The sequence below is a fragment of the Streptomyces sp. NPDC050508 genome, from assembly GCF_040655155.1.
GTDB lineage: Bacteria > Actinomycetota > Actinomycetes > Streptomycetales > Streptomycetaceae > Streptomyces.
Window position 1 is genome coordinate 214,524 of record NZ_JBFAJJ010000009.1, and the last position, 12,271, is coordinate 226,794.

Sequence of the window (12,271 nt, forward strand, 5' to 3'; positions counted from 1 at the left end):
CGCTTCGGCACCGGGGCGTCGCTCATGTCACCGACTTCGACGTGGAGTCCGGCACCGGCGCCTGCGCCGTCGCCGCGTGCTTCGGCGCCCGCGCCGTCACCATCAGGCCCGCGACCAGTCCCGCCAGCAGCATCACGGCGACGGCCCACCAGATGGCGACCGTGTAGCCGTGCACGATGCCCTTGCTCGTGATCAGGGCCTTCTGCGCCGGGTTGTGGAGATGGGCGGCGATGTACGCCGTACTGCTGGTCGTGGCGATCGTGTTGAGCAGCGCCGTACCGATCGAACCACCCACCTGCTGCGAGGTGTTGACGGTCGCGGACGTCACGCCCGAGTCCTGCGGGGCGACCCCGGCCGTGGCGGTGGCGAAGACCGGCATGAAGATCAGGCCCATGCCGAGGCCCATCAGCAGCAGCCCGGGCAGGAGTTCGGTCGCGTAGTCCGACTCGACGGTCAGCCGGGTGAAGAAGGACATGCCGCCCGCCGCGAGGACCGCGCCCGGCACCATCAGGGTGCGCGGCGGCACGTGGTGCATCAGCCGGGCCGAGATCTGCGTCGAGCCGACGATGATCGCGACCGTGAGGGGCAGGAAGGCCATGCCGGTCTTCACGGGCGAGTAGCCGAGGATGACCTGGAGGTAGTAGGTCAGGAACAGGAACATGCCGAACATGCCGATGACGGCGAGGCCCATGGTGAGGAAGCAGCCGGCCCGGTTGCGCTCCTTGACGATGTGCAGGGGGAGCAGGGGGCTGGGTGCCCGCGTCTGCCACCACACGAAGGACACGAGCAGCACGACACCGGCCGCGAACAGCCCCAGCACCAGCGAGTCCGCCCAGCCGCGCGACTCCGCCTCGCTGAACCCGTAGACGATCGCGACGAGTCCGCCGCAGCCGAGCAGCACACCGGGCACGTCGAGGCGGGCGCCCGCGTGGCCGGGCCGGTCGTGCAGCAGAGCGAACGCGCCGAAGACGGCGATGATCGCGATGGGGATGTTGACGTACAGGCACCAGCGCCAGTTCAGGTACTCGGTGAGCAGCCCGCCCGCGATGAAGCCGATCGCCGAGCCGCTGCCCGCGAGCGCGCCGTAGATCCCGAAGGCCTTTCCGCGTTCCTTGGGGTCGGTGAACGTCGTCGTCAGCAGGGAGAGCGCGGACGGGGCGAGTACGGCGGCGAAGACGCCCTGGAGGGCGCGGGCGCCGAAGAGCATGCCCGAGCCGGTGGCCGCGCCGCCGAGCGCGGAGGCACCGGCGAACCCGATCAGCCCGATGACGAACGTCCGCTTGCGGCCCACCAGGTCGGCGATCCGCCCGCCCAGCAGGAGCAGCCCGCCGAAGGCGAGGGTGTACGCGGTGATGACCCACTGCCGGTTGCCGTCGGTCATGCCCAGGTCGCGCTGCGCGGAGGGAAGCGCGATGTTCACGATCGTCGCGTCGAGGACGACCATCAGCTGCGCGAGAGCGATGATCACCAGGCCCCACCAGCGGCGGGGGTCGGGACTCTCGGCCGTCGTTCCGGTCTCACCTGTTCGGGTGACACTCATCTGGTCAGAAGACCACGAATCGTGATGTATCGCATCCTCGGACCCGCTGTGCCGGGTCATGGTTCCAGCACCACCTTCCCGGTCGTCCGCCGCGTCTCCAGCGCCCGATGCGCCTCTGCCGCCCCGGCCAGCGGAAACCGCTGCACGGCCGGTACGAGTCGCCCCTCGGCCGCCTCCGCGAGCGCGCGCAACTCCAGCGTCCGGACGGGACTCGGCCCGCCGGCCTTCCGCATCATCACGGGCCCGAGCACCTGCTCGGACACCCCTTCGACGGCATACGGCTCCCCGCTCGACCACCCGAAGACGACATGCCGACCAGTCGGCCCGAGCAGCCCGACGGCGTCCCGGGCCACGCCTCCGCCGACCCCGTCGAACACGACGGTCGCGTGCCGCCCGCCGAGCCGGGCCCGCACCTTCCCCGGCCACTCCGGGTCCGTGTAGTCGACGGCGAGATCCGCGCCGTTCGCCCGCACCAGGCCGACCTTCTCCGGGCCGCCCGCGAGACCGATCACCGTGGCACCGGCGTGCTTGGCGTACTGCACGAGCAGCGTGCCGAGACCTCCGGCGGCGGCCGGAACGACGACCACGGAGTCGCTGCCCAACTCGCTGATGAACTGCACGATCCCCATCGCCGTACGCCCCGTCCCGATCATCGCGACGGCCTGCGCGAAGTCCAGGTTCTCGGGGATCTCGTGCACCCGGTCGACATCGACCACGGCCAGCTCCGCGTACCCGCCCGGCGCGAACCCGAGATGCGCGACCGCCCGCTTCCCGAGCCACAGCCCGGCGACCCCCTCCCCGAGCGACTCGACGACACCGGCGACCTCGCGGCCGGGGATGGTGGGGAGGGCCGGGAGTTCGGGCAGCGGACCCCGCTCTCCCTTCCGCAGGGCGGTGTCCAGGAGATGCACTCCGGCCGCGGCGACGGCGACACGGATCTGGCCCGGGCCGGGGGAGGGGTCGTCGACGGGTTCGTAGGTGAGGTTCTCGGCGGGACCGAAGGCGTGGAGTCGTATGGCGCGCATGGCTTCACTCTTCGACCTCAAGTGCGCTTGAGGTCAAGGTGCATGGGGTTTGCGCAGGTCAGGGGGATTGTCAGTGGCGGGGTGCAGGATGGGGGCATGGCGAGGAGAGCGACGGGTGGGACGGGTGGACCGGGCAGGACCGGTGGCCCGGGGGGAGTGAAGGGGGCACGGCGGCCGGAGATGCGGCTGCCGGCTCTGGAGGCGTACGACGGCGGGGAGTTGGAGCCGGACGGGGACTACGACGGGCTGGAGTTCCGGGACGAGGACTTCGTAGGGCAGGACGGCGGGGGCGCCCGCTTCATGGACTGCGCGCTGACGAACTGCGCGCTGGACGAGACGCGACTGCACCACGCCCGCGTACTGGACTCGGTCCTCACCGGTATACGGGGTGTCGGCACCGACCTCGCGGAGTCGACCCTGCGTGACGTCGAGGTGATCGACGCCAGGATGGGCGGGGTGCAGCTGCACGGCGCGGTTCTGGAACGGGTGGTGATTCGGGGCGGCAAGATCGACTACCTGAACCTGCGCAAGGCGAGACTCCGGGACGTCGTCTTCGAGAGCTGCGTCCTGGTCGAACCGGACTTCCTGGACGCCCGCCTGGAGCGCGTCGAGTTCGTGGACTGCGCGCTGAAGGGGGCGGACTTCACGGGGGTGACGTTCACGGACGTGGATCTGCGCGGGGCGGCGGAGCTGGAGATCACACGGGGGATCGACCGGCTGTCGGGGGCGGTGATCAGCATGGGGCAACTGCTGGATCTGGCACCGGTGTTGGCGGTGCAGATGGGGATTCGGGTGGAGGGGTGAGGGGGGGGGACTTCTTGACGCAGGCTGGCAAAAACAGCCCGTCCGGCGTTTGAGGACGAGGCCCCTTCAGGGCCGATGGGGGTCTGGGGGCGTAGCCCCCAGGTACGGCGCCACCAGATTCAGGGCAACCAAGAAGCTCAGCGCACCCTCGGGAACCTCGCCTGCAACGTCCAGATCGCCGGGTTCTCGCCCAGGGCATCGTGCATATCGACCAGGTCGGCGATCAGATCGTGCAGGAAGTCCCGCGCCTCACGCCGCAGTTCGGCGTGCGAGAAGGTCAACGGTTCCTCCTCCCGCCGCATCCAGTCCGCCTCGACGTCCACCCACCCGAAGCGCCGCTCGAACAGCATCCGGTCGGTGGACTCGGTGAAGTCCAGTTCCGCCCGCTGCGGCCGGGACGCCCGCGACCCCGCCGGGTCCTGGTCGATCCGCTCCACGATGTCGCACAGCGCCCACGCGAAGTCGAGCACCGGCACCCAGCCCCAGGCCGTGGACACCTCCCGGTCCGCCTTGGTGTCGGCGAGATACACGTCACCGCAGAACAGGTCGTGCCGCAGCGCGTGGACGTCGGCGCGCCGGTAGTCGGTCTGCGGGGGGTCCGGGAAACGGTTGGAGAGGGCGTAGCCGATGTCGAGCACGTAGGAGATGGTGTCACGGTTCGAGAGGGCTGACGGCAGCCGGAGCCGCTCCCTCACGGGGCCCCGCCTGCCCGCTGCCGCCCTGGTCCCGCCCGTCGCCGCCGGCGTCCCGCGCGGCGGCGGCTGCCTCCAGCAGGGCCCAGCCGTCGACCTCCACGGCCCGAGTTTCTCCCGGCCGCGGCAGCCACCCGCGGGCCGACGCCGCGTCGAGCAGGGCACGGACGGCGCCGGGTTCGTGCAGGTTGAGGGAGGCGCCCCGGACGTACCCGACGTCACCGGAGCCGAAGGGGGCGCCGCCCGGGACGAACCGCCCCGGTGCCGCGACGAAGACGATCCGCAGCGGTCCGCCGGTGCCGGCCGGCTGCGGATTCAGCGTGAGGGTCTGGACACAGCCCACGGACCGGCCACCGTTGCCGCCGTCGCCGTCCGGCACGGAGTCGCGGTGACTGTGGCGCAGGCTCCACATGTATGTGCGCCCGTCGGCGACGAGTCGGCGGGACTTCTTCGAGGAGCGGGGCATGGAACCGAGCGTACGAGGGTCCCCGTATTCAGAGGCGAGGAGTCCCGGACTCGTAGAATCGCGCACGTGTCCCGATCCGCGCGGCTCGTCGCGACTGCCAGGCCCTTCCTGCTCGCCCTCGCCCTCACCCTCGTCGTGACGGCGTGCAGCGGACCGGGCGGGGCACACGCCACCCCCGGCGGCGAAGGCGTGGGCGACCCGTACTTCCCCGAGGCGGGCAACGGCGGCTACGACGTAACGCACTACGCCCTCACCCTCACGTACACCCCCGACACCCACGCCCTGACAGGCACGGCGCAGATCACGGCCCGAGCCACCCGCGACCTCTCCGCCTTCGACCTGGACTTCAAGGGCCTGGAGGTCAAGTCGCTGACTGTCGACGGCAGAAAGACCTCCTGGACCCGTAAGGGCCAGGAACTGAAAGTCCACCCACCCTCCGCCCTCCCCAAGGGCAAGGCGTTCCGCACGACGGTCCGCTACTCCGGCACCCCCGAGACGATCACCGATCCCGACGGCTCGGAGGAGGGCTGGCTGCGCACGGCGGACGGCGCGCTGGCACTGGGCGAACCGACCGGCTCGATGGCCTGGTTCCCCGGCAACGACCACCCCTCCGACAAGGCGACGTACGACATCACGATCACCGTCCCGAAGGGCCTCCAGGCGGTCTCCAACGGTGAGTTGAGAACGGAGACGACGGCAGGGGACGGCCGTACGACATACAGCTGGCGCATGACCCACCCCATGGCGACGTACCTCGCCACGGTCGCGATCGGCCACTACGACATCACGCGCACCACCACGAAGAACGGCCTCCCCGTGTACGTGGCGGTGGACCCGGAGGAAGCGGCAGCGAGCCGCAAGGTACTGGCCCGGCTCCCGGAGATCATGGAGTGGGAGGAGTACAACTTCGGCCCCTACCCCTTCTCCTCCACCGGCGCGATCGTCGACCGGCGGGGCGACGCGGGTTACGCGCTGGAGACGCAGGCCCGTCCGTTCTTCCCCGGCGCCCCCGACACCGCCACCCTCGTCCACGAACTCGCCCACCAGTGGTACGGCGACTCCGTCACCCCGAAGACCTGGCGCGACATGTGGCTCAACGAGGGCTTCGCGACGTACGCGGAGTGGCTCTGGGCCGAGGACCACGACGGCGACACCGCGCAACAGACCTTCGACGCGCTCTACAAGGGCGACTACTACGACGACAAGGCCGACAACGAGGCGATCTGGGCCTTCCCACCGGCCGACCCCACGAGCGCCGCCCACATCTCCGACAGCCCCGTCTACGAACGCGGCGCGATGGTCCTCCAGAAGATCCGCCGGACGGTCGGCGACGCGAGGTTCTACGACATCATCCAGGGCTGGGCAGCCGCACACCGCCACGGCAACGCGACCACGGCGGACTTCACGGCGTACGTGGAGAAGATGGCGCCGGGAAAGAACTTCGACGGAATCTGGAAGAACTGGCTGTACGGGCACGGAAAGCCGCCCCGTCCCTGACTGATCCGTCTCGTGGTGACCTCTACGACAACGAGAGGGAGCTTACGGTGGCGTCCGCGAGTTGCCTGAAGGTGTCGTCCTGGCTGAAGAACCGGTCGGTGGAGCAGGGCCCGCAGCTGGGGGCTCGGCTGCGGGCGGTCTTCGGTGTCGGCCACGCGGTCATCCATTCCCCGCGCTCGTGTCCGGCCCTTCCTCCAACTCGTCGAGCAGCCGGGCGAGTTCAGGCGGCCACAGGGTCTCCGTCGTCCCGCGCAGCTCCTCCCGTGTCCACCATCGCCAGGTGAGGATGCCGTCCTCGGCGTGGGCGGCGGCGAGGTGGGGGCCGGTGGGTTCACGGTGGGGGCCGTGGGTCACGTAGATGGTGTCGTGCTGGCGGACGGGGGTGTCGCCGTGGGTGAAGTCGTGTTCCCAGCTGTGCAGCAGCGGGCCGGGCTCCAGGTCGGTCCAGCCGGTCTCCTCCGTCAACTCCCGCAAGGCGGCCTCGCGCGGGGTCTCGTCCCCCTCGATACCTCCGCCGGGCAGGGACCAGTGGATGCCGATCTCGACGTTGTCGTAGCGGAAGAGGAAGACGGATCCGGCCGGGTCGAGTACGGCGACGCGGGCCGCGCGGCGGGGCTTGCGCAGCTGCTTGCGCAATACGGCGCAGGGGCGGCCGAGTTGGCGGTCTTGCCGGTGGTCGATGACGTCGTAGCCGAGGGTGGTCCAGAAGGCGAGGCCGTCGGGATTGTTGTCAAGGACGGCCAGGCGTACGGCGGTTCGGCCGGCCTCGCGGAAGCGGTCCTCGACGAGAGTCGCCAACTGCCGTCCGTGCCCCTGCTGTTGCTGCGTGACGTCGATCATCAGCAGGCCGATCCAGGGGTCCTCGTCATCCGGGTCGGGATGCGTGCCGAGGGTGATGGCGATCCCGACGAGTCGTCCGGCGCTGCGCGCGAGCAGTACTTCGACGTCCGGGTCGGCGAGTTCGTCGGCCAGCGCGGTCGCCACCTGCTCGGGCCGGATGCCCTCCGGGTCGGGGAAGTCACCGCTCAGGGCGTGGAACGCGTGGTTCGAGGCGTAGAGGGCGGTCAGCTCGGTGAGCAGCTCGCCGGGGAGCGCGCCGGCCTCGGTCGGCGTGAGCGGTTCGAGGAACATGGGGGCACGCTAGCGGCCGGGGGCTCCGCCGAGCTCGAACCAGATCTGTTTGGCGGGAGTGCCGTGCGGGTTGGCGCCGCGTTGTACGGGCTGAGGCACAGCTGAACAGGTACCGGATGCTGATCGACTTCGCGGAGCGCTCGTCATTGAGCGAAGCGGAGTCCCGACAGCTCATCCATCACCTCGCCCGAGAACTCTGAAAGGTCCCGGCATTGTCCGTGCAGTGGCAGAAGTCGTCCTTCTCCGGCATCGAGGGCGGCAACTGCCTCGAACTCGCCCACCACAAAGGCCGAATACTCCTCCGCGAGAGCGAAACCCCCGGTGACGTACTTGATCGAGGCCCTGCACCACATCGCAGGCCCTGCCCCGGTCCCTGGTCCGCTGAGCGGAACGGAGAGCGACAAGCGGCTCCCGGCGCGCCACGCTGCCTGCTGAGCATTCGATGCATTCGCCGCGATGTATTCACGGCGATGCATTCACAGAACGAATGAACAGGAGACCATCAGCATGAAAAGGAATTCCCTCCGGAAAGCGGCTACCGGACTCGCCGCGATCTCTGCGTCGCTCGTCTCCGTCCTGGCCTTCACCTCTCCGGCGAGCGCGGGTGTCCAGAGCCTCAAGCCCCAGTCCGTGACCTACTACCAGTTCAAGAACTTCTACACGGGTAAGTGCCTGGACACCGGAGGTCAGACCAACGGCTCCATAGTCCAGCAGTACACCTGCAACGGAACCGTCAACCAGCAGTGGACACTTCGGGCGACCGACAGCGGTTACTTCCAGATGGTCATCGCCAGCAGCGGTAGATGCATGGAGGTCGTGAATTCGGGCCAGAACAACAACGACATCGTCCAGATAAACGACTGCAACAGCGGATACAACCAGCAGTGGACCGTGCAGACGAGTACCCACACCGGCTGGCCACGGCTCGTTGCCCGGCACAGCGGCAAGTGCCTGCAACCCCTCAATGAGAGCAGCGTCGACCGTACCCAGGAGGTGCAGTACCTCTGCTACACCGCTTGGTCCCAGGAGTGGAACCAGTCCTGATGTGGTGAACCGCTTCGGTTGAACGCGAGTGCGGGGCCCGGCCCATTGGACCTGGCCCTGTACAGGCGTAGCCCGCAACGGCGTCGGATCCCGGCCCCACGCGCCCTACCGAAAAGGAATGTTCAGCCACGGGCTCCCCGCCTCCGACATCAGGATCCGGTGCGCGGCGACCATGTCCTGGTACCAGTCGCCGAACTCCTCCTCGTCGAAGTGCAGGCAGCGGCCGAGGATGTAGCCGGCGGAGAAGTCCGGCCAGGAGCGGTAGGAGTGGGCGGCGGTGCGGCCGGCGCGGGCGACGGCGGACTCGGCCTCCGCCAGGGTGGCGAAGCGGGCGCCGAGTCCCCAGCGGGCCATCTTCGAGGCGCGGCCCAGGTCCCAGGCCTCGACCGAGGTGACGTAGCGGTTCTCGGCGAGGATGCCGTCGGCCCGCATGCGGGCCTCGTAGCGGGTGATGCGGCCTATGAGGCGTTGCACACCCTCTATACGGGCCTCGGTCTCCGACTCGGGGCGCGGGTCCGTCCGGGTGACGCCGTCCTTGGTGATCACCGTGGAACCCTCGGAGTCGGCGCGGATGACGGTGGCGACGGCCTGGCGCCAGTAGCCGGTGTCGACGTGGCCGCCGAAGTCACGGGAGATCGTGCGGCGCAGGCTCAGCGCGAACTCCCATACGGAGCTGGAGGCTTCGCAGGCGAGCAGGTTGCGCAGGTGGTACTGCCACTCGGCGCGGGTGGTGATGCCCCACCACTCGCGCAGCCGCCGGCGCTCACCGTCGTAGCCGTGTCCGTGCCAGGCCAACGCGTTCCAGAGGGAGCCGTTGTTGACGCAGAGGAGAGCTCCGCAGGCCAGGCCGTGGGCGACGGGGCCGTGCAGCACACCGCCGACGTGGAGGGCGCGCAGCCGCATCGACATGGAGGGGGCGGCCTGTCGCGCCACGTGCGACCAGTCCGTCGTGCCCGGTGGGCCGTAGGGCAGGGCGAGTTCGCACGGGGTGCCGGGGTTGACGACGATGGTGGGCGGGCACTGCGGATCCCAGGCGTCCGCGATCCAGTCCAGCGAGTTGCGCGAATACACCACGTCGGTCCGCGGTGCGGGCAGCATGCCGTCGGTGAAGAGTTCCCAGTGCCTGGCGCCGGTACGGGTGTCGCGGACGAACACGCGGTGCACACGGTCCGGTTGGGCGTCGTAGGCCTCGCGGGACATCACGTAGTAGAGGCGGACCCGGGCGAGGACGTCGTAGTACGCGGACCGGTCGCCGCGTGCCCTGGCCTCGGCCAGTGCGCGTTCCGTATCGGTCGGCGGGATCCAGGCGGGCGGTGGAGGAGGCCCGAAACCGGCGGGGGACGGTCCGAACGACATAGGGCTCGCTGTCCTTCCAGGGGCCAACGAAATGGTGATCCCGGCACATTCTCATACGGGACTGAGACCCCACTGTGGACCCCCCTGTGGACCTCCCGTGCGGGCCTCCCTGCGGGCCTCCCCGTCCTGTTCCGGACACGCCGAAGCCCCCGGCCACAACCGCAGCCAGGGGCCTCACACACGGCACTGCATACGAACGCGGCGAACCTCAGACGTTGACGCCGAAGTCCTGCGCGATGCCGACCAGGCCGGAGGCGTAACCCTGGCCCACCGCGCGGAACTTCCACTCCGCGCCGTTGCGGTACAGCTCGCCGAAGACCATGGCCGTCTCGGTGGCCGCGTCCTCCGACAGGTCGTAGCGGGCGATCTCCGCGCCGCCGGCCTGGTTCACGATGCGGATGTACGCGTTGCGGACCTGGCCGAAGTTCTGCGAGCGGGTCTCCGCGTCGTAGATCGAGACCGGGAAGACGATCTTCTCGACGTCCGCCGGGAGGCCGGCCAGGTTGACGTTGATCGCCTCGTCGTCGCCCGCGCCCTCGCCCGTGCGGTTGTCGCCGGTGTGGACGATCGTCTGGTCCGGGGTCGACTTGTTGTTGAAGAAGATGAAGTGACCCTCCGAGTAGACCTTCCCCTCGGGGTTGACCGCGATCGCCGAGGCGTCGAGGTCGAAGTCCGTGCCGGTGGTGGTGCGGACGTCCCAGCCGAGGCCTACGGTGACAGCGGTCAGGCCCGGGGCCTCCTTGGTGAGCGAGACGTTGCCACCCTTGGACAGGCTTACAGCCATTGTTGGGAGTCCTTCCCTCGTTGCGGTGCGGGCTTCGTACTGAGGACGAAGCTACCGGTACCTCTATGAACGCCAAGAGGGGTACCGAAGGTTCCACGTGGCTTTACTTTCTTTACCCGCGTCTCGCGGAACATCCGGGGTAATTGGCGTGACGTGGACCGGACAGGCAGGCGACCATGGGGGCATGTCCGGTCCCTATCTCATCCGCGGCTCCGTCTCCCTGCCCGAGGCCGAGCTCATGTGGCGTTTCTCGCGGTCGTCGGGGCCGGGCGGGCAGCATGTCAACACCAGCGACTCCCAGGTGGAGCTGCGCTTCGACCTGGCGAAGACCGAGGCACTGCCCGAGGTGTGGAAGGCACGCGCGCTGGAGCGCCTCGCCTCCCGGCTCGTCGACGGGGTCGTCACCGTACGGTCCTCCGAGCACCGCTCCCAGTGGCGCAACCGGGAGACCGCCGCCGTACGCCTGGCGGCGCTTCTCGCGGAGGCCACCGCACCGCCACCGAAGCCGCGCCGGGCCACCCGTATTCCTCGCGGCATCAATGAGCGCCGCTTGCGCGAGAAGAAGCAACGCTCCGACACGAAGCGGGGGCGGACCGGGCGGGACTGGGGATAACCCCGTCCGGAAAGGAACCGGGACGACGGCGAATTCCTCGCCGCCCGATTCGCATCCTGCCGCCCGCACCTCCGCGCCCGGCCCCGAGCAGGACGCACTCCTCGCCGACTCGGTCGGGGCGCGCTGCTCGTCGTACTGGAGACCCTGGCACCGGCCGAGCGCCTCGCGTTCGTGCTGCGCGACCTGTTCGCGGTGCCGTTCGAGGAGATCGCGTCCATCGTCGGGCGTACGCCCACGGCGGCACGGCAGTTGGCGAGCAAGGCCCGGCGCCGGGTGCAGGGCGCTCTCGCGCCGGACGCGGATCCCGCCGGCAGCGGGCGGTCGCCGACGCCTTTCTCGCCGCCGTGCGCGAGGGGGACTTCGATGCCCTGGTCGAGCTGCTCGACCCGGATGTCCTGGCGCGCTCCGAGGGCGCGGTGACCGCCAGTGCGGGCGGTTACGCGTGCTTCGCCGGCCTCGCGCGGCTCGCGGGCGGTCCTGCCGACCGTCACGCTGCTCGGCGGCTGGTCACCCCAACTGCCGGTACCTGCCCCGGAAGTAGGTCAGTGGGCCGCCCTCCGCGCTGCCCACCTCCGCCGTCAGTACCCGGCCGATGACGAGGGTGTGGTCGCCGGCCGGGATCCGTTGTTCCGTGCGGCATTCGAGGGTGGCCAGGGCGCCGCGGACCAGGGGGGCGCCGGACGCCTCGCCGTGGACGTACGGAATGTCGTCGAAGAGCAGTCGGTCGCTGATGCGGCCCTTCATGGCGAAGCGGCCCGCGATGTGGCGCTGGCTCTCGGAGAGGACCGAGACGGCCCACAGGGGCTGTTCGTCGAGGAGGTCGTCCATGCGGGAGCCGTTGCGGAGGCTGACCAGCACCAGCGGCGGGTCCAGGGAGACCGACATGAAGGCGGTCGCCGTCATGCCCACGTCCTCGCCGACCGGAGCCTGGGGGTCGTCCGGGTCGTACGGCTCCTCGTGCGCGGTCACCAGGACCACGCCCGCGGCCAGCCGGGCGAGGGCGGCGCGGAACTCGTCGTTGCTCACCCCCACAGCATGCCCGGAGGGAAGGGAGTTGGTGATCGACGCGGTGTTCAGCACGCCGGGAACGCTAATCTCCGAGTACCGCGCACCGCATCGGACCTCGGTCCCGACAGGATCCTCACAGGGTCCTAGGACCAATGGCCCACGTGACGGAACATCGTCGTGCATCATGTCCACACACCCGCATAGTTTGCGTTCAGTAAACGCACAGGGAAAATGCAGAAACTCCACTCAATTGTTCATCTTCTGCTGTGACTTGAGTCACAAGGGGTATTAATTGTTGACCCTGTGTACCG

The 12,271-nt window shown here is 69.5% G+C and carries 12 protein-coding genes and 2 pseudogenes; 6 read left to right on the top strand and 8 right to left on the bottom strand.

Features of this window, described 5'->3' with window-relative positions; genetic code table 11:
- Positions 1-22: 22 nt before the first annotated feature.
- Both AB0I69_RS26235 and AB0I69_RS26240 read right to left on the bottom strand, forming a co-directional pair.
- A complete protein-coding gene (locus AB0I69_RS26235) occupies positions 23-1,540 on the bottom strand; it encodes an MFS transporter (RefSeq protein ID WP_363098123.1) in 1,518 nt (505 codons plus the stop codon).
- Between the two features lie 56 nt (positions 1,541-1,596).
- Positions 1,597-2,565, bottom strand: a complete 969-nt coding sequence (locus AB0I69_RS26240; RefSeq protein ID WP_363098124.1) for a zinc-binding dehydrogenase — start codon at positions 2,563-2,565, stop codon at positions 1,597-1,599.
- A 96-nt stretch (positions 2,566-2,661) separates the two neighbouring features.
- Here AB0I69_RS26240 and AB0I69_RS26245 point away from each other — a divergent pair, with 96 nt between their 5' ends.
- On the top strand, positions 2,662-3,369 hold the full coding sequence (locus AB0I69_RS26245; protein ID WP_363098125.1) for a pentapeptide repeat-containing protein: 708 nt from the start codon (positions 2,662-2,664) through the stop codon (positions 3,367-3,369).
- Positions 3,370-3,506: 137 nt separating this feature from the next.
- Here the strand turns inward: AB0I69_RS26245 and AB0I69_RS26250 are convergent, their stop codons facing one another.
- Entirely contained in the window at positions 3,507-4,007 is a 501-nt protein-coding gene (locus AB0I69_RS26250; protein ID WP_363098306.1) for a hypothetical protein, read from the bottom strand.
- Between the two features lie 106 nt (positions 4,008-4,113).
- Positions 4,114-4,527, bottom strand: a pseudogene (locus tag AB0I69_RS26255) (hypothetical protein); the annotation flags it as partial.
- A gap of 66 nt (positions 4,528-4,593) precedes the next feature.
- On the opposite strand from AB0I69_RS26255, the gene AB0I69_RS26260 reads away from it, so the two are divergent.
- Positions 4,594-6,024: a M1 family metallopeptidase gene (locus AB0I69_RS26260; protein WP_363098126.1), complete on the top strand. Its 1,431-nt coding sequence runs from the start codon at positions 4,594-4,596 to the stop codon at positions 6,022-6,024.
- 159 nt (positions 6,025-6,183) lie between these two features.
- On the opposite strand, the gene AB0I69_RS26265 is transcribed toward AB0I69_RS26260, so the two are convergent.
- Positions 6,184-7,155, bottom strand: coding sequence for a bifunctional GNAT family N-acetyltransferase/NUDIX hydrolase (locus AB0I69_RS26265; RefSeq protein WP_363098127.1), 972 nt, complete (start codon positions 7,153-7,155; stop codon positions 6,184-6,186).
- Positions 7,156-7,373: 218 nt separating this feature from the next.
- Here AB0I69_RS26265 and AB0I69_RS26270 point away from each other — a divergent pair, with 218 nt between their 5' ends.
- Together AB0I69_RS26270 and AB0I69_RS26275 are read left to right on the top strand one after the other, a co-directional pair.
- Complete coding sequence (locus AB0I69_RS26270; RefSeq protein ID WP_363098128.1) at positions 7,374-7,646, top strand: DUF397 domain-containing protein; 273 nt, start codon at positions 7,374-7,376, stop codon at positions 7,644-7,646.
- A 16-nt stretch (positions 7,647-7,662) separates the two neighbouring features.
- Positions 7,663-8,199 (top strand): RICIN domain-containing protein, encoded by a 537-nt coding sequence (locus tag AB0I69_RS26275; RefSeq protein ID WP_363098129.1) that lies wholly within the window; start codon positions 7,663-7,665, stop codon positions 8,197-8,199.
- Between the two features lie 105 nt (positions 8,200-8,304).
- On the opposite strand, the gene AB0I69_RS26280 is transcribed toward AB0I69_RS26275, so the two are convergent.
- Positions 8,305-9,555, bottom strand: coding sequence for a DUF1266 domain-containing protein (locus tag AB0I69_RS26280; protein ID WP_363098130.1), 1,251 nt, complete (start codon positions 9,553-9,555; stop codon positions 8,305-8,307).
- A 208-nt stretch (positions 9,556-9,763) separates the two neighbouring features.
- On the bottom strand, positions 9,764-10,339 hold the full coding sequence (locus AB0I69_RS26285; protein ID WP_200717071.1) for a TerD family protein: 576 nt from the start codon (positions 10,337-10,339) through the stop codon (positions 9,764-9,766).
- A 184-nt stretch (positions 10,340-10,523) separates the two neighbouring features.
- On the opposite strand from AB0I69_RS26285, the gene arfB reads away from it, so the two are divergent.
- Positions 10,524-10,952: an alternative ribosome rescue aminoacyl-tRNA hydrolase ArfB gene (arfB, locus tag AB0I69_RS26290; protein WP_363098131.1), complete on the top strand. Its 429-nt coding sequence runs from the start codon at positions 10,524-10,526 to the stop codon at positions 10,950-10,952.
- A gap of 82 nt (positions 10,953-11,034) precedes the next feature.
- Positions 11,035-11,365 (top strand): annotated as a pseudogene (locus AB0I69_RS26295) (sigma factor-like helix-turn-helix DNA-binding protein); the annotation flags it as partial.
- A 94-nt stretch (positions 11,366-11,459) separates the two neighbouring features.
- On the opposite strand, the gene AB0I69_RS26300 reads toward AB0I69_RS26295, so the two are convergent.
- Positions 11,460-12,032, bottom strand: coding sequence for a flavin reductase family protein (locus tag AB0I69_RS26300; RefSeq protein ID WP_363098132.1), 573 nt, complete (start codon positions 12,030-12,032; stop codon positions 11,460-11,462).
- Between the last annotated feature and the right edge of the window lie 239 nt (positions 12,033-12,271).